This window comes from Serratia sp. CY76391, from assembly GCF_052166695.1.
In the GTDB taxonomy this organism is placed as follows: domain Bacteria; phylum Pseudomonadota; class Gammaproteobacteria; order Enterobacterales; family Enterobacteriaceae; genus Serratia; species Serratia nematodiphila.
On record NZ_JBJNOJ010000016.1, the window covers coordinates 1 to 16695 of the forward strand.

At 50.2% G+C, this 16695-nt stretch carries 19 protein-coding genes and 2 pseudogenes; 11 read left to right on the forward strand and 10 right to left on the reverse strand.

The annotated features are described in order from the left end of the window. Window positions 1-739, reverse strand: a pseudogene (locus tag ACJ8PN_RS23475) (IS3 family transposase); the annotation flags it as partial. A gap of 997 nt (window positions 740-1736) precedes the next feature. Between ACJ8PN_RS23475 and ACJ8PN_RS23480 the strand changes: the two are divergent. From ACJ8PN_RS23480 to ACJ8PN_RS23490, 3 genes and pseudogenes are all read left to right on the forward strand, one after another. Continuing rightward, complete coding sequence (locus ACJ8PN_RS23480; RefSeq protein ID WP_420277275.1) at window positions 1737-2183, forward strand: hypothetical protein; 447 nt, start codon at window positions 1737-1739, stop codon at window positions 2181-2183. Next, window positions 2176-2484 (forward strand): hypothetical protein, encoded by a 309-nt coding sequence (locus ACJ8PN_RS23485; RefSeq protein WP_442535247.1) that lies wholly within the window; start codon window positions 2176-2178, stop codon window positions 2482-2484. The genes ACJ8PN_RS23480 and ACJ8PN_RS23485 overlap by 8 nt, the downstream gene beginning before the upstream one ends. 135 nt (window positions 2485-2619) lie before the next feature. Beyond that, window positions 2620-3415, forward strand: a pseudogene (locus tag ACJ8PN_RS23490) (IS3 family transposase); the annotation flags it as partial. On the opposite strand, the gene ACJ8PN_RS23495 reads toward ACJ8PN_RS23490, so the two are convergent. The 9 genes from ACJ8PN_RS23495 to ACJ8PN_RS23535 form a co-directional block, all read right to left on the reverse strand. Further along, window positions 3404-3757, reverse strand: coding sequence for an alpha/beta hydrolase-fold protein (locus ACJ8PN_RS23495; RefSeq protein ID WP_442535288.1), 354 nt, complete (start codon window positions 3755-3757; stop codon window positions 3404-3406). The pseudogene ACJ8PN_RS23490 and the gene ACJ8PN_RS23495 overlap by 12 nt on opposite strands. Before the next feature lie 25 nt (window positions 3758-3782). Beyond that, entirely contained in the window at window positions 3783-4124 is a 342-nt protein-coding gene (locus ACJ8PN_RS23500; protein WP_420277273.1) for a DUF5983 family protein, read from the reverse strand. A 27-nt stretch (window positions 4125-4151) separates the two neighbouring features. Continuing rightward, entirely contained in the window at window positions 4152-4643 is a 492-nt protein-coding gene (locus ACJ8PN_RS23505) for a DUF5983 family protein (protein WP_420277272.1), read from the reverse strand. Next, window positions 4643-5017 carry a TA system toxin CbtA family protein gene (locus ACJ8PN_RS23510; protein ID WP_420277484.1) on the reverse strand — a complete coding sequence of 125 codons (375 nt, stop codon included), beginning with the start codon at window positions 5015-5017 and terminating at the stop codon, window positions 4643-4645. The genes ACJ8PN_RS23505 and ACJ8PN_RS23510 overlap by 1 nt, the downstream gene beginning before the upstream one ends. Before the next feature lie 276 nt (window positions 5018-5293). Beyond that, entirely contained in the window at window positions 5294-5461 is a 168-nt protein-coding gene (locus tag ACJ8PN_RS23515) for a TA system toxin CbtA family protein (RefSeq protein ID WP_420277271.1), read from the reverse strand. Window positions 5462-5502: 41 nt separating this feature from the next. After that, on the reverse strand, window positions 5503-5859 hold the full coding sequence (locus tag ACJ8PN_RS23520) for a type IV toxin-antitoxin system YeeU family antitoxin (protein WP_420277270.1): 357 nt from the start codon (window positions 5857-5859) through the stop codon (window positions 5503-5505). A gap of 50 nt (window positions 5860-5909) precedes the next feature. Further along, window positions 5910-6122: an antitoxin of the YeeV-YeeU toxin-antitoxin system gene (locus ACJ8PN_RS23525; RefSeq protein WP_420277269.1), complete on the reverse strand. Its 213-nt coding sequence runs from the start codon at window positions 6120-6122 to the stop codon at window positions 5910-5912. A 553-nt stretch (window positions 6123-6675) separates the two neighbouring features. Beyond that, window positions 6676-7770 (reverse strand): YncE family protein, encoded by a 1095-nt coding sequence (locus ACJ8PN_RS23530; protein ID WP_420277268.1) that lies wholly within the window; start codon window positions 7768-7770, stop codon window positions 6676-6678. A gap of 468 nt (window positions 7771-8238) precedes the next feature. Continuing rightward, entirely contained in the window at window positions 8239-8439 is a 201-nt protein-coding gene (locus ACJ8PN_RS23535) for a hypothetical protein (RefSeq protein WP_420277267.1), read from the reverse strand. 846 nt (window positions 8440-9285) lie between these two features. Between ACJ8PN_RS23535 and ACJ8PN_RS23540 the strand changes: the two genes are divergently transcribed. From ACJ8PN_RS23540 to ACJ8PN_RS23575, 8 genes are all read left to right on the forward strand, one after another. Then, window positions 9286-9735, forward strand: a complete 450-nt coding sequence (locus ACJ8PN_RS23540) for a phage tail protein (RefSeq protein WP_420277266.1) — start codon at window positions 9286-9288, stop codon at window positions 9733-9735. A gap of 130 nt (window positions 9736-9865) precedes the next feature. After that, window positions 9866-10966: a phage tail sheath family protein gene (locus ACJ8PN_RS23545; RefSeq protein WP_442535248.1), complete on the forward strand. Its 1101-nt coding sequence runs from the start codon at window positions 9866-9868 to the stop codon at window positions 10964-10966. A 17-nt stretch (window positions 10967-10983) separates the two neighbouring features. Next, window positions 10984-12057, forward strand: coding sequence for a phage tail sheath family protein (locus ACJ8PN_RS23550; protein ID WP_420277264.1), 1074 nt, complete (start codon window positions 10984-10986; stop codon window positions 12055-12057). A 44-nt stretch (window positions 12058-12101) separates the two neighbouring features. Next, window positions 12102-13349, forward strand: coding sequence for a phage tail sheath family protein (locus tag ACJ8PN_RS23555; protein WP_420277263.1), 1248 nt, complete (start codon window positions 12102-12104; stop codon window positions 13347-13349). Beyond that, window positions 13346-13798, forward strand: a complete 453-nt coding sequence (locus tag ACJ8PN_RS23560; protein WP_442535249.1) for a phage tail protein — start codon at window positions 13346-13348, stop codon at window positions 13796-13798. The genes ACJ8PN_RS23555 and ACJ8PN_RS23560 overlap by 4 nt, the downstream gene beginning before the upstream one ends. Beyond that, window positions 13795-13962, forward strand: a complete 168-nt coding sequence (locus tag ACJ8PN_RS23565; RefSeq protein WP_420277261.1) for a DUF5908 family protein — start codon at window positions 13795-13797, stop codon at window positions 13960-13962. The genes ACJ8PN_RS23560 and ACJ8PN_RS23565 overlap by 4 nt, the downstream gene beginning before the upstream one ends. Beyond that, window positions 13959-14648 (forward strand): CIS tube protein, encoded by a 690-nt coding sequence (locus ACJ8PN_RS23570; RefSeq protein WP_420277260.1) that lies wholly within the window; start codon window positions 13959-13961, stop codon window positions 14646-14648. Before ACJ8PN_RS23565 ends, ACJ8PN_RS23570 begins: the two co-directional genes overlap by 4 nt. Further along, a complete protein-coding gene (locus tag ACJ8PN_RS23575; RefSeq protein WP_420277259.1) occupies window positions 14645-16237 on the forward strand; it encodes a phage baseplate assembly protein V in 1593 nt (530 codons plus the stop codon). The genes ACJ8PN_RS23570 and ACJ8PN_RS23575 overlap by 4 nt, the downstream gene beginning before the upstream one ends. Window positions 16238-16695: the final 458 nt, after the last annotated feature.

A 16695-nucleotide genomic window follows, 5' to 3' on the forward strand; every position in this document is an offset into this window, starting at 1 on the left:
GCAAAGAGGTCGATAACCACCGCCAGATACAACCATCCCTGCCAGGTCCGGATATAAGTGATGTCGGTGACCCAGACCTGATTGGCCCGAACAACGGTAAACTGCCGCTGTACGCGATTGGGCGCTATCAGTGACGGTCGTCCTCGGGTTCCGCGTGGCACTTTATAACCATGTATAGCCTGAATCTTGTTTTTCCTCATGATTTTGGCAACCCGGTTTCTGCTGCACACTTCGCCAATTTCGCGAAGATCGCCATGAACCCTGCGATAACCGTAAACTCCACCACTCAGCGCATAGGAGTCGCGGATGAGTTCCAGCAGTCGCTGGTTATCCTTTTCTCCGGCGGATACAGGGTTATGGGGCCAGACATAAAATCCGGCACGGGCAACCTTAAGGACCCGACACATCGTAACAATCGACCAGATTTCACGGTGATCGTTGATAAAGCGATACTTCAGTCGGGCTCCCTTGCAAAGTACCGCGCTGCCTTTTTCAGAATATCCCGCTCTTCCTCAGCGCGTTTAAGCTGTGCTTTCAGCCTGAGAATTTCTGTTCTGGCATCAAGTAAATCCTGTGCCTGCTGTCCACTGTTGTCAGGCTTAACAGCCCGGAGCCATTTATAAAGGCTGTGCGCCGACACGCCGAGCCGTTCAGATACTTCAGCGATGGAATAGCCCCGCTCGGTGATCTGGCGGACGGCCTCTTCCTTAAATTCAGGGGTAAAACGTGGTGTGCCCATAGACTCCTCCTATGCTCAAACTATAGGGCAGATTTGTCTACGGGCTCGGGGGCACTCCAGTCTTTTATTTCACCCATGAAATACCTCAATTAGTAAATGGGGATGGGATGACCGCCTAACAACTTAAAGCCACCATACAATTGCAGGGAGGTATTTCCTGTCAATTGACGCTAACTGCGGGTGATTATGCATCCAGCGTTTAACATGAGCTCTCGACTACAATCCGCTCATTCCTTTCACCCTTGACAGTCACCCTCTATCGTTAACAAGCTATAACTGCATGTTCTTCGACAGGCACGGCGCGGCTTGGTTTTCTCAGCAACTTCCAGGTCGTGCCACCCAATGGCAGCCAAGGCCATAATTATTGTCCGCTCCGCAGGCGTTCACCTCACAGGTTTTGGTTGCCACCCAATGGCTGCTCATTTCAGACAGAGGGTGCGGGGGTTATCTTCCATCATCTTTACCGACGTGCGGATACCCACGCATTGAAATGAGCGGCCACCCAAATAATGGTGACCTTCAGCTTAACCAGCTAACGGGCGTTGGCACACATATCGTGGGCTGAAGGTCGCCACTCAAGAATGGCAGCATCTGGGTTAACGTAACTCTTCTCGGGGTTCGGATATAAGGGCGATCAGGTGCTGCCAACCCATCGATGGTGACGTCTGGATAATTTGCAGGGTTCTTATTCGTCGTGCCCGTCCCGGTCCTGCAGCCTGGACGTTGCCGCCCCTATTGACACCGCTCAACTTCCTTTTTTACTTTTCGGCTGCTTGCATAAGCATGATAAGCATGGCGTGGCGTTATTCACGAGATTGGTGACGCTGCGCCACCCAATGGCAGGGCTTGTCAGTAACGACCTCAGCGCTCAAAAACATACTGACTTTGCCCTGCCACCAAACAATGGCGACGTTCGGTCAATTCGCAAGGCAAATGCGCCGAGTCGTTAACCTCTTGCGCACCGAGCGTTGCCACCCAATGAATAGTGGATAATGACGTGATTCATGAAAAAGTACTTTTCTCGTACCCTACCTTGATACGGGAGGGAATGATCGCAAATGGGCAATATTTACCTGATGCAATGATGTATGGCATTGTTCTCAATAAATGCCATACAATCGTAATTACTGCTGGCTTTATCACCGCTATTGACAAATTGGGCTTATATTGGAATGAGATTGATATCAAGTTAAATGATGTGTCAATACTTTCTCCCAGTAATCAGCAAAAAGGCAGTGCCAACATTCTACTTGCTCATCCCGCATCGAAAACTCAACAGATAGCCATTGTGTCATTTCGCCTGCGAGAAATTAGACTAACGAGCTCAGATTTATATACGGTAGTGGTTTCACTACACGGCAGTGATTCTGACGGCAACAAGGGCAATTTGCTGGACACGAAAGAATGTGGGTTCTTTGTTGTCGGAGAAGATGATAATGGGTGAGGTATTCCAACTAGTACAGAAAACAACCGCAATTGCAAATTCCCCTCTCCCCCATCATACTACCAAGCAAGGCGGTGGCGGTGGAGGCGATAACATGATTGGAAGAATTCAGAAACTCGAAGATGACGTACAAAGCATGAAAACTGACCTTGCCGTCATAAAGTCAAATTATGCAACAAAAGCAGATGTAAGCGATGCTAAAACGAGCATAATTCTTTGGGTTATCGGTGCTGTGGTTTTCTGCTGTGGTTTTCGCGCAACTAATCCCTGTGATTCCAGAAATCATAAAAATCTTCACTGAGTAAGCATTTAACCCGGCCATTAGTGAACTGCACCCCAAAATCCTGAGCCATACAGAAACAGAATTTCGGCATGACCTACACTCCCTGAACGGAGGTGGTGCCGATGACAAAATAACGATTCACCGAAGAGCAGATTGAAGCCGGCCGAACTGGGTACGTCGGTGCCTGAGATCTGCCGTAAGTTGGACATTTCTGATGCCACGTTCTATACGTAGCGCAAGAAATACAGTGGTATTTCGCCCTCTGAGTTGAAGCACATGCGCCAGCTGGAAGAGGAAAACCTGCGGCTGAAGAAACTGGTGGTCGATCTGAGCCTCGACAAGGCGATGCTGCAGGACATGCTGGCAAAAAAGACCTGACGCTGGCACGGCTGCGCGAATGGGGCCGGGACCTGCAGGCACGTTATGGGGCCAGCGAAAGGCAGGTCTGTTTTGCGCTGCGGGTTAGTCGCAGCTCGTTTCGCTATCGCTCCGTGGCGGCCGATGACAGTGCGCTGCGCCTGCGTATCCGTGAGATCACAGAAACCCGCGTGCATTACGGATACCGGCGGGTTCACATCTTACTCAGGCGGGAAGGCTGTCAGGATAACCATAAACGTATTTACCGTCTTTACCGTGAACAGGGACTGTCCCTACGTCTCAAAAGACCGCATCGCAACAAATCAGCAGCGCCACCAGCCACAGCCTCAGGGCTGTATCCGAACCATGTCTGGGAATCTGTGTTGGGCAGAATCTGTGCTCAACGGAAGTCGTTGAAATGCTGAATAGCATCACCCTCAGTCGCTCGCTTCCCCGGTTGCTGAAAATGGATAATGGCTCTGAATTTGCGGGGGAAATGCTGGATAAGTGGGTGTATGAGCGTGGGATCCGTATTGATTTTTCCCGGCCGGGAACACCAACAGATAATGCCACAGTGGAGTCATTCAACGGAGTGCCCCCACAGCGTTTGTTGCTGCGGATCGATCGCTATTTTGGCGGCGATCGCCGGTTTGATCTGCGTTTCAATCAACTGCAAAAATGCATCAGCGCCTCCTCCGGCCCGCAGCGGTTTCTTCATGCTTGCCGGCAGAGGGAGCGTATAGTCGTAGGCGCGGCCGGCGGCATCGATGCGCAGGTCGTTGTCATAGCCGATCATGACCAGCACCGGCGGCCGCTTCGCCGCCGCCAGTTTTGCCAGCAGGGCAGCCTTCAGCTCCATCAGCACCGCATTGCCGTCGAGGAAATAAATCGTTGGATAGCCTTCAGGTACAGGGGCCTGGCGCGGCTGGGCGATGCGGTGGTTGAGGCTGGATTACCAGTCAAAAGTGCAGTAGGTCGCCATCCGCATCCAGGTACAGGATGTGGATGCCATAGCGTTGCATCAGCGTGATGACCAGACGGCGACAGGCTCCTGAGAGCCCAGTCGCTTTCAGATGCAGCTCCGGGTGGTACCGGGCATTGAGCCGGAGCAGATAGCCGTAGCCGGTATCGTGTATCCAGTCGCAGTGACCGCATTCAGTGGCGGGTGATGATGCTTGCGCCAGTATCAGGCTGTCCTCCAGGGTAATATGCGCGGTACTGCAGCATATGCCCGGCAGGCATACCGAAGGGGCCTGCGGCGCCAGTTCCCCCGACGAGCTGGTGGCAGAGGTTAATGTCATGGTTTTGGTTGTCCTGCTGAGTGTGGGTTACCAGTCAAAAATGGCAAAGTCGGGTAGCAGTTCACCAAAGGCATCCAGATGAATAATACCAACGGCGTAGCGACGCATAAGCGTCACCACTAACCGGCGGCAGGCTTTCGACAGGCCGAGGCGTTTGAGGCGTAAGACCGGATACGACCACGCTTCCAGGCGGAGCAGATAGCCGGATCCCGAAAAATGAATCCATTCCGACTCGCCAAAATCCTGCTCCTGATGCGACAGTGAATACAGCAGCGAATTGTCTTCTGCCGTGATGTGCGCGGTACTGCAGCAGATCCCCGGCAATGACGTAAAGGGAGGAAGCGTCGATTCAATGATGACCTTACCCGGTTCATCAGCGATCTGCAGCGTACAGCCGTTGTCACAGACCACATTGATCAGGTCAGCCAGTTCAATCCCGTCGATATCTACGGCGATCCGGCCCATGTTGAGTGCCAGTACGTTGATGCTATCGGCTTTAACCGTCAGGGATAACTTCATTACTGCACCTCGCGATATTTGCCTGTGGTGATGTCGGTCACCACTTTGTACCCGCTGCGGGTCATCAGCCCGGTGGCTTTCCGAGCCCGGAGAATATCGATACTGCTGATAAGCGGTGACTGTGCTTCCGCGCTAAAACCATGGCGATCGGTACGCACTAGGTCATATTTTTCCACGATAAAGTTCACCGCGTCGTACAGTGAGATCCCGGAGTTGATGTGGCCCTCGATCACGCCGTCGTTGCCAAACGGCGTATCGTTGAGCGTCAGGCCGTAGTGTCTATCCAGCAGGTGGCTCAGGAGGCGCTGCCAGATCTCTACCGGTGACGGACGCGGATAAGCCTCCCGCATTGAGGATAGTGGTTGGGTTTGTATTGGTTAATAAGGCAGCGCCAGCCGTTACGACAACGGGGACTGCCGCTTGGTGGTATCGCCTGTACCAGACGACGGTGTGATGGAGGGGAGTTAGCTTCTGGCTGACGACTGTCCGCTGATGATGAGGGTATTGTTGCTGCCTTCCAGACCCACCGCGTTTTGGGCATTCCGGATATCTGCTGGCGTGAGCCGTGGCGAGACGGGCAGGAGTGATTTTCCCCGATTATCAATACGCTCCAGGTCGCAGTATTCAGCAACCTCGTTCAGGGCATCAATTCATTCCTGAATGGCATCGTCATCGCCAAACGGCGTGTCGTTGAGGGTAATGCCGTAGTGACGATCCAGCAGATATGTCAGGAGGCGCTGCCACACGTAAATCGGTGATTTATGGGTTAACCGCTCAATCTCTGCGGCCCGTTTTGCGGAGACAGGATAAATTCTCATCGTTGGGTTCTCTTTGTGGGTGAGTGGTACTACGGTAAGGTTTATGCGGTTGTTGCTGGCGTCGGGTAAATCGCTATATAGAAGTACCCACAACTGCCGAGGGTATCCGCGTCACAGGTCAGCCCTTTTGCATACAACGTGACGCCGTACGGGCGACGTGGGTCAAGTTCACCGAGGGTCAGCTTCAGCTCAAGCAGCTTAAGCAACAAAGGAAATGCCCGGTCAAGGTGACGTAAATCCTCGTCACTGAAGGTGCCGGTGATGCTGGCGCGTTCAGCCAGGTAATGCAGGTGGTTCCCCTCCTGGACCAGGCGTGCGCCAAAACACGGGGTGATGTTGCGCTGCAGGCCCCAGCGCGACGCGTCCATATTGTCATTTGTGGCAGGGATATCAGGCATGGTTAAACCTCGCTAAAAAGTGGATTGAGAATGGGTTAACGGTGACGGGGTCAGCCGAAGCGCTGACCGGATCCGGTGAAGGTGTATTGACCGGTACGGATGAGCTGGTCTGTTACGACATCAGAGCTCCGCCATTCGTAATCGCTTTCCAGCCAGCCATATAACCAGCGGGCCAGCTCCCGGATAGCGTCGGTTACCGCGTCTTCACTGTCTGCGGTCATGCACTGCCCGGAGGGGCTGTGACGTTCGACGGTGATGGTCATACCGCTTTCATGGCAGTACCGTCCATAAGGAAATATACCGGCTGCCCGTTGAAGATATTAAACGGGAAAAAGAGGTCATTAATGCGTTAATGGGTCTGGCGGAGAGGTCGGGGATTGACGGTGCCTCCGTCAGAGCCTTTATTCAGGTGCAAATAGACGTCGCGAAAGCGGTGCAGTATCGCTTTCGCGCCGACTGGCTTTCGGCGCCGGAACCCCACTGGCACACCAGAACGCTTGAGGTAGTCAGGAAAGAAATATCCTCCCTTAATGTTAACATGATGCCTCTTCTCTCTGAGGTCGTTTCAAACGCCAGACTGGATATGACCGCGTTCACCGGGAGCATATCCGCCCCCCACGTCACGGCGGGTGATGCAGAAAAGATTGTGGCAGCGATAAGACGTATCCATAAACGGCACTCTGGCTGAGCCTGAATGCGTTATGTGCAGTGCCCGTCAACTGGTTCAGCAGGTGATGGACACTGCGCGGGGGTATGTTCCGTGGTCATGACAGCGACGCTGTCTTTTCAGGGACATCTACACCACCTGACAACGAGTCATTTTTCATCTGGCGCATAAACAATGTACAGACAAGGGGTGCTGTTTTGAAAGACCGATGCGACGATGCAATTCATGACAGGGCTGTAATCTATCTGATAAATCTGGTCGCCAAGCTGAGTATCAATAGGAAGCGGGATTTCGTTCTGAAGAGTGTTAGATGTTAAATTAACCACCTGAATAGCTCTATCCCGGGCCAGATACATCAGTTGTTTTTTTTGATTAATGATGGGAGAGAATGCATAAGCACCATGCTCCAGGTCAAACTGGCCAAGAGGGTTGTGAGATTGTGAGTCGAATAATTGTATTGTACTGACGTGTTCTGATGATTCTGGTTTGGAAAAGTCTATGAGGACATACAAAGTATCCCTAGAGTCGTCAATGGCCAACCCCATAATTTGCATAATCCAGTCAGGCTTTGGTATCAGTGGAATGGAATCAATAAAACTGTCAGTTGTGTCATCATAGCAGAGGATAGCGCCAGATGTTGTTTGCATCTGATCGGCAATATATAATCTCCTGTATTTACTTATGGCTGCATTAACATTTTGAATATTGTTTACTCTGTCATCGACATAAATCGTTTTTTTATACTCTTTGCTTTTTGCATTGATCACCACATAACCACTTCGGAACCTGTTTATGCTTGCACCAAAATAAACCTCTTCATTATTATAGTCATACATTGATGTACAGAACGACGTTTTAAGTTTTACGTCATCAGGTAGCTGAATTTCTGTTTCACTGGAAAATCCACGGCCACTCAGAGAGGAATAAGTAATATAGCCATTAAAGTCTGAATCGCCAATGTCATAATAGGGATAGGAGCCATTAAAAGAGATGCTGAACTCACCCTGACAGCATATTGTATTAATCGTTCGGTTTTCAGTGTATTGGTGATGAACTATTTTGTTAACTTTATCTCCGGATAACAAGTCAATAATGGCCACATCTGTATAAAAGGGAGTGGATGTGTTATCAGTGTCGGCACCTGGAATGTAAAAAGCATTTTGTAGTACAGATACAGAGCCGCCTTTAATTCCTTCAGAATAGAACTGCGCAGGTAAATTTATAGGGCCGTTTATTTTTGACATGAAAAACCTCGTGTAAATTTAATAAAAATTAACGCACTATCCATATTTTTACTTTATAAGTATCAAAACGGGAGAGAGAGGAGTCAACCATACCGAGGATTTTTAAAATAGGTTGTTGACCCAGGTCATTCTCTTTCGTACGTGGCAGCACGCCATGGTTACATAGGCGTAATCTTCATACCTGTAACCTGCTGCTCCCCATACCTGTGCTGACAGAGCATGGCTGGGGTGATATTACCAGACAATGTCAGTCGAACGTGGCCAACGGTGACCTCACAGTGCTGACCTGTATCTTGCGGTGGTATTTGTGCTGAGATTGCCGGGGCAACAGCTAGTGCAGATCTGGAATATTCAGTTGTCATGACCGGAATGACGTTGTCATTGATAATGGTATGTGAGCCGAGAGCCTCAATGACAGGGTCGCCAATCAGGTGTCGATAGTGCTGAACAGCAAGGTTGCCATTAATGCTATTTTTGCGGGCAAGTGTTCATTATCGACATTCTTACATCTTTTTCGCCCAGTTCACGATCGGCAAAGATGCCCTTTTCATCCGGGGAACTGACGCTGCTGCTGCAACTGCAACTGGCGGCTGCCGTGGAGCCGGGTAACGCAAACAGCAGGGCGAAAGCGATGCGGGTGACTTCAGTGAACGGTGAACATGGTGCCATGACAATCTCCCTTTATTCAGTGCCAGTATCCGGTATGTGTCCTGACGGGAGGCCGCTGGCGTCAACCCTGTCTGTTTACGGTTTGTTGATATGTCTGGACAGTGATCTTTCCCCGTTGTTAAGCCTTCCGCCAAGCATAACGCTGATCGGTTGTCCGTGAGGATTCTGAAGGGGGCTGAGAATGGTGGAATTAAGCGTGGGGACAGGGAATCACGAGACGAGTGTAACAACCGGAAAGCGGCAACGTGCCAACCGTGAACAGCGGCAGTTGCAGACGCTGCAGGATATCGGGATTGACGGCGTCGCTGACTTTTCCGAGACTCATCTACACCACCTGACAACGAGTCTCATGTTTCTTCTAGCGCATAAACAATGTACAGACAAGGGGCGCTAATCACCGATGCGACGATGGCCGGGTGCAGACAGTCCCAAGATCTGGTATCCAATATTTTTATGCGGTTTCACGAACTGAAAAATAATCATGATTACGCAGGGGTATGATGGATGTATCGCAATGCGCTGTGGGAGAAATCCGTAATGATAGAATCACAGCACCTTGACAAGTGCTATCTCCCTTGTCCATACATTTTGATAAATAGTCATCCTGGTATGGAGTACACAATGAAAACTGGTGCTAAAGGCCTTAATCTGATGAAGCATGTTGATTTTGTGTGGGCGGGGCTCCCATCCCGTCAACTGAAAGTGCAATCGATTGATAGCTGACGTCAATCAGGTATGGTGGCGTGTTTTTACAGAAGAATCATGAATTGTTTTTTATTCTCCTGTGAAAAATTGTTTGTTGTTTTTTTAGTCGGTGTTTTTTGTAACCTGAGAAGGAATGATATCATGGCTATTACCGCAGACGAAATCGCAGTGCAGTATCCAATCCCAACCTATAGGTTTGTTGTCACTCTGGGTGATGATAAAGTTCCTTTTACCAGTGCCTCTGGACTGGATATTAATTATGACACTATCGAATACCGGGATGGGGCAGGTAACTGGTTCAAAATGCCTGGCCAGCGACAGGCCACCAGTATTACTCTCAGTAAAGGAGTTTTCCCCGGTGAAAATGCACTTTACGCTTGGATTAACTCCATTCAGCTTAATCAGGTCGATAAAAAAGATATTATCATTAGCCTGACTAATGATGCGGGAACGGAAGTGCTTATGAGTTGGAATATTAGTAATGCTTTTCCCACGTCACTCTCGTCACCTTCTTTCGATGCCTCAAGCAATGAGATTGCCGTACAGCAGATCACCCTGATGGCTGACCGTGTGAGTATTCAGGTAGCCTGAGTACTGACTCACCCTGAATCACAAGCTTCACTTATCAGCCATATGCAGACTGGTGTAAATCAGGGGCGGTAGCGTGGGCGATTTCCCCAATGTGAATGCATGACATGTCCCGACAAAGGGTAATCCTGAGATGACAGTAAATGTAAACTATCCTGGCGTTTATATATCAGAATCAGATAGAAGTGGTGTATTTGTCTCTCAGGGTAACATTATAATACCGTTGTTTATTAGTTTCGGTTCGAGGTATCCCTCAAATAAAGGTATTCTTTGTTTTGATAATCGTCAGGAGTTAGATAACTATGGTGTGCATTATGGGTATGCGTACTATAACTCTCTGTCTGCATGGTTTGATGCAGGCGGAGGAAAATGTTATCTGGCTCAGACTGGGGACATTGAAACGGCCGTGCAAAAATACGATGAGATTAATCTCATTGTCTCTGCGGGTTTTGCAGGGTATCAAAGTTATAATCATGATATGGACAGCCAAGCTGCTGTGATTACTGCTGTCGATAATCTGGCAGCTTCCGGTAAACCTGTATTTGCGTTACTTGATGGTCCTCAGCGGGTAATAACGTCCTCTGATTCTGCTGAAGTCATTATGAAGGATTTTAGCGCAACCCCTCATGCTGCTGTTTTTTATCCATGGTGTCGCTCTGATTCTGTAGAGTTTCTTGCACCGAGTATCGTTGTTGCGCTTGCGATAGTGAAAAATGACAGTATCCGTGGCGTCTGGAAAGCGCCGTGTAATATTGCTATCAACGGCATTACCTCGATTTATTCTGTCACTGATGAGCTGCAGGGGAAATTTAATCAGGGCAAAGTGCTGAATATGCTCCGGACGTTCCCCGACACGGGTACCGTGCTGTGGGGTGCACGTACCTTAGAAGACAGTGATAACTGGCGCTATATCCCGGTACGTCGGTTATTTAATATGGTGGATACAGATATCAAAAAACTGCTCCGCAAACTGATATCCGAGCCAAACAGTCAGCCTACCTGGCAGCGGGCAAAATCGATCGTGGATAATTATCTTCACCGTTTGTGGCAGCAGGGGGCTCTGGTGGGGAATACGCCGGAGTACGCATGGTTTACCGCCATTGGTAAGGACACCACCATGACGGATGATGATATTTATCAAGGGAAATTGGTTATCAAAATCGGCCTGGCCGCAGTGCGTCCTGCTGAATTTATTATTCTGCAGGTCAGTCAGGATATCTCTCAGTACATATAGGGTTCGAGGAAAATATAATGTCTAATGTTACCACGACGTTTCCGGGTGTTTATATTGACGAAGACGCATCTCCTGCAGTTTCCGTCAGTCAGGGCGCGACAGCAGTTCCACTGTTTATTGGTAAATTTTCTGCATCGGATGACAACTATAAAAAAATAATTACCCGGGTCAGTAGCTGGCTGGATTTTTGCCAAAAATTTACAGTTGATATTGCACTACAACTTTACTTTCAGAACGGTGGTGGTGCTTGCTATATTTATCCCCTTGAGGATGCAACGGATACTGCTTGCACCTCTGGGTTGCCCGATATGATTGATAAAGTCGGTGATATCACCCTGTTTGTCGTATCTGAAAATGATGTTACATACAAGTCAACGGTCTATGGAATCCTGACCCCTTCACTGACGGTGAATAAAGGCTATTTTCTGCTGGCTGACTCCCATGATGGTACGCCGCCTGCTGGCCTGGGGGATAATGCGCATATTGCAGTGTATTACCCTCCACTTATTCCGGTTTCCAGTGCCTCTTCAACTGTCAGTGCGTCCGCGGTGATGGCGGGGGTATATTGTCGCACGGACCGTGAACGCGGCGTGTGGAAAGCCCCGGCTAACGTGGAACTGGCTGGGGTGAGTGATGTCAGTTTTCGCGTCACCGATGATACTCAGAGCCAGATGAATCAGCTCGGCGTCAATGCGATCCGCTATTTCAGCGATCGGGGCGTTATCGCGTGGGGAGGCCGTACTCTGAAGCCTGATGATGATAACTGGCGCTATATTCCGGTACGTCGCCTGTTTGATACCGCTGAGCGTGATATCAAAAAAGCCATGCGAGCCATGGTATTTGAACCTAACAACGCATTGACTTGGAAAAGGGTAAAAATCGCTATCGAAAATTATCTGCATGGTATCTGGCTACTGGGGGGGTTGGCTGGTAACAAAGCAGAAGAGGCCTACAGTGTGCAAATCGGCAAAGACCGCACCATGACCACGGATGATATCAATCAGGGAAAAATGATTGTGCAGGTGGGTATGGCTGCGGTGCGTCCTGCTGAATTCATCATCCTTCAGTTTACCCAGGACATGTCTCAGTAAAGAGATCTCTTTTCCGACCGTTGATAAGTGATAAGGATACTGTGATGGCGATGGTTCTTCCTGGAGTGTCGTACCATGACTCTCTGTTAACGCAAGCGACAGATGACGATCCTGTGACGATGCCTCTGTTTATTGGTTATACCCTTCCTGGTATGACTGCTCCGATGATGCAGCCCTTTAGTGTAGGCTCCTTGACGCAGGTTAGCACTTATTTTGGACCATGTGGGACGCTGGCTTATTCCCTGCGCCACTTCTTTGAAAACGGTGGGCTGCAGTGTTATGTGTTGTCTCTGGGGCCCGGGAAGGTAGAATCCGTCGAGCGTCTGAAGGATTTAATTGCCGCATTACAGACGACACGAATTCTGGACATTATTTTAGCGGATGAGCAGACAGGGCTGGTATTAGTACCGGAACTGAGCGAGTTAAATGATGTTATCGTTTCCTCCTTTCCTGAGGACAATTTTGGCACGGGCGTGGTTGATACCGCCTCGCTTTGGTATCAGGGATGGGAAGCGGTCCTGACCTTGTGTCGTCAGGATCAGCAACGCTTTGCGTTACTGGAATTACCGGAGGATCCGGCGCAGGCCGTGGCGCTCACCAAACAGTCTTTTTCTGCGGATCTTTGTCAATGTGGGGCCGCTTGGTGGCCGCGGCTGGAAACGTGCTACAGGGATGAGACGTTGGCGTATGTGCTGTTGTCCCCTCTCCCGGCAGTCGCGGCGGCCATTCAGCGCTCAGCCTGCGATAAAGGTGTCTGGAAGGCTCCGGCCAATATCACTCTGAACAGTACGCTCCGACCTACCCAAAGTATCTTAACGTCTCAGGTGTTACTGGGTAGCCGGGGTGTTTCCTGCAACCTGATCCGCAGTTTTGTCGGGAAAGGCGTTTGCTTATGGGGATGTCGGACCTTAGTGGATGGGGACAACACTGACTGGCGTTATATCCAAACCCGTTTACTGGTCAACAGTGTGGAACGTTACTTGAGCAAACTGGCCCGTGCGTATCTGTTTGAGCCGAATAATTCCCAAACGTGGATGAAGTTAAAGGGACAGGTCTGGACGTGGTTGCGCCAGCAATGGCTGGCTGGGGCTTTTTTTGGCACCGTGGAGGATGATGCTTTTTCGCTCAGTATCGGGTTGAATGAAACTATGTCGGAAGATGATATTCTCTGCGGGAAGATTATCCTGCAGGTAAGTCTGGCTTTGCTGGCACCCGCGGAATTTATTGATATCAGCCTGGCGCTGGATCTGCGTAATGGCACTGCCAGCACGCAAACCGGAGTTCAGTCATGATGAATACGCCTGCTGTCTCTCATCGTTTTATCGTCAATTTTTTGTTTAACGACATTCCTAATCCGTTTGACATCGCGTTCCAGCGCGTATCGGGCCTGTCACGCACGCTGGAGGTGAGTCAGTATCGGGAGGGCGGCGAAAACGCACGTAATCTCTGGCTAGCCGAGCAGGTAAACCACGGCAGTCTGGTGCTGGAGCGGGGAGTGATAAATGCCTCTCCCCTGACTATGCAGTTTGATCGCGTTTTACGCCGGGAAAGTACGCAGTGGGCGAATGTGGTTATCATGCTGCTGAATGACCTGGCATTGCCGGTCACCACCTGGACGCTTAGTCATGCACTGCCGGTGCGCTGGCAGATGGGCGATTTGGATGCCAACAGTAACACTGTGTTAATTAACACTCTTGAGCTGCGCTATCAGGATATGCGCGTGCTGGGGATAAAGCTATGACCGTTGAGATTCGTGAGTTGATCATACAGGTTGAGGTCACGGAGAGTGCGCCGATCGGGGGCACCTGGCCGTTGGCAGAACACCGTGAGTGGGACGCACAACGTTGGGTGGAAATTATTAAACAACAGGTGCTGGAACAACTACTGGAAAGGGGGCGTCAGTGAGCTTGCTTACATGTGGTTTGTCAAAGCTGACCATTAATGCATGGAAGGATCGTGAAGGGAAAATCCCTGCGGGCAGCATGAGCGCGATGTACAATCCAGAGAATATTCAGCTGGATTATCAAACTCGTTTTAGCACAGAAGACACCATTAATCAGGTGCCACAAAGCAACCGTTATATCATTTCCGAGCCAGTCGGTCTCAATCTCACTCTGTTGTTCGATAGCATGATGCCGGGTAATACCACTCCGATAGAAACGCAGTTGATGATGCTGAAATCACTCTGCGCTGTGGATTCTGCAACAGGAACGCCTTATTTTTTGCGCATCACCTGGGGAAAAATGCGCTGGGAAAATAAAGGCTGGTTTGCAGGTCGTGCCCGTGATTTGTCGGTGACTTACACATTGTTTGATCGTGATGCCACGCCGTTACGGGCGACCGTCAGTCTGAGTCTTGTGGCTGATGAAAGTTTTGTTATTCAGCAATCCATAAAAGCACAGAATACTCCCGATTGCGCACTTGTCAGCGTGCCTGATATGGCCTCGTTGCCGCTGTTATCGCTCAGTGCAAGCGAGACGCTGTCCAGCAGTGTCGATTACCTGTCTCTTGCCAGGGAAAATGATATGGATAACCTGGATAATTTTCAGTCCGGGGACCTCTTGCGGGCGACGAAAGGGGGGGGTTCATGAGCCACATCACTCTGGACATTAACGGGCAGAGGAGTGCTCTGGGGCTCCGTCGTTTGCGGGTTCATCAGCAGATAAATGATATTCCTTTTGCCAACTTGGAGCTGAGTATTCCTACCGACAATAATGGTACGACGGATAGCGCGATACAACAAGAAGTCAGCCGTGTCACCCTGGGCGCCCGTGTGGTAATTGCACTGGATGAAAAGCCGTTGTTCAGCGGTTATCTGGTGCAAAAGAAAATGCAGTTAAAGGGGAAATACTGGTCCGTGAAGATGGAAGCTCGTCATTCGTTGCAGAAACTGACATTTTTGCCCCATAGTCGGGTATTTCGCCAACAGGATGACAGCTCCATACTGAAGGGGAAGTTACAGTCCGTGGGGGTGAAACTGACGCAAAACGCGGTTGAGAATATGTGCAGTAAGCATGATCAACTGATCCAGTTTCGTCTTAGTGACTGGCAGTTTATCCGCAGTCGGCTACTGTCCACTAATTGCTGGCTGTTGCCCGATGCTGCCAGTGACCATGTGGTGATAAGCGCGCTGTCAGCCTCTGCCATGACTCCCCGGAAACTTTCCCGCGGTAATGGCGATTATACGCTGTATGAAGTCAACCTGAATTTTGATAACCGCTTTACACTGGATAGCCTGTCACTGCAGGGATGGGATATTGCCGCACAGGGACTTACCGCTGTACAAAAAAGTCAGGCCGGTACTTTTTGTCCCTGGAGGTCTGAAGGGAATGTCGGACAACCCCCATCCCGGGCACAAGACTATGCCCTTGCATTCAGCATGATGCCCGAAGCCACTCTGCAAACCCTCTCGATGTCGTGGCTTAATCACCAACAACTGACCGGTGTGCAGGGGTATATTGTGCTGGCAGGGACCCGGGATTTCGCACTGGGGGATACCGTTCAATTGAGCCAGTTTGGGACGGGGCTAGACGGCACCGCCATCCTGACTGGGGTCATTCAGCAGTTTGATACTGAGAATGGCTGGCGCAGTGAGTTAGTGACAGGCATGCCGGCATCGATGCTGGAGCCTGTTCCGCCAGTCCGCTCACTGCATATTGCCAAGGTGGCGGATTTTACCGCTGATCCTCAGCACCTGGATCGGATAGCCATTGATTTGCCTGCACTGAATCTGCCCGATTCGCAGATTTTTGCCCGACTGAGCAAGCCCTGGGCCAGTAAAGCGAGTGGATTTTGTTTTTACCCTGAACCCGGTGATGAAGTGGTGGTGGGTTTTATCGACAGCGATCCGCGTTATCCGATGATCCTGGGAGCGATGCATAACCCTAAAAATACCGCCCCGTTCCCACCTGATGAAAAGAACAGTCAGAAAGGGTTGGTCGTGAGCAATGCTGGCAAGACCCAGGCCCTCATGATCGATTCTGACGATAACACGCTGACGCTGCAGGCCGATGATAATACGATCACCTTAACCGGAGAGGGAAACATTGCCGTGAAGACGCAGAATACCCTGAAATTGACGGCCGGTATGCTGGACCTGCAGGCTGACAGTGATCTGTCGATCACCGGTAAAGAGAAGGTGGAGATCACCAGTGCAAACATTAACATGAAAAAAGATTAACGATACAGAGAGTATGAGATGAACGGCTCGCAGGGAAAACTTCCCGGAGCGGGCGGTAACAAAGGCGAAGCAGCACAGAATGACCCGACTGGTGAAAGATAGTGCCGCGATATATTGCCCTGAGATGTGCCGACACGGTTGTTCAGTTGGGACGGACGCAGTGAGCCATCGCCGCTTATGACCGTCATGACAATAAGTATCAGGTCGTATATGGCTGATATCGATAAACATTAACGCTTAAAAAGGGTGAATACAGAAAGGTTGCTATGGTGACTGAATGGTGACAAAGACGGTCAGCGCGTGGCCTGACAAACCGGAAAATTCGCCCGGGTGTCGTCAATGTTAGTACCACAGAAGCTTTGCAAACGGGGATGTGTTCATACAACGGTATGAGTAATGACATATTGACAGAGACGTTGGGGCAATGCTGGTCATTTCCGCCCCAGTTTTCCCCCGCT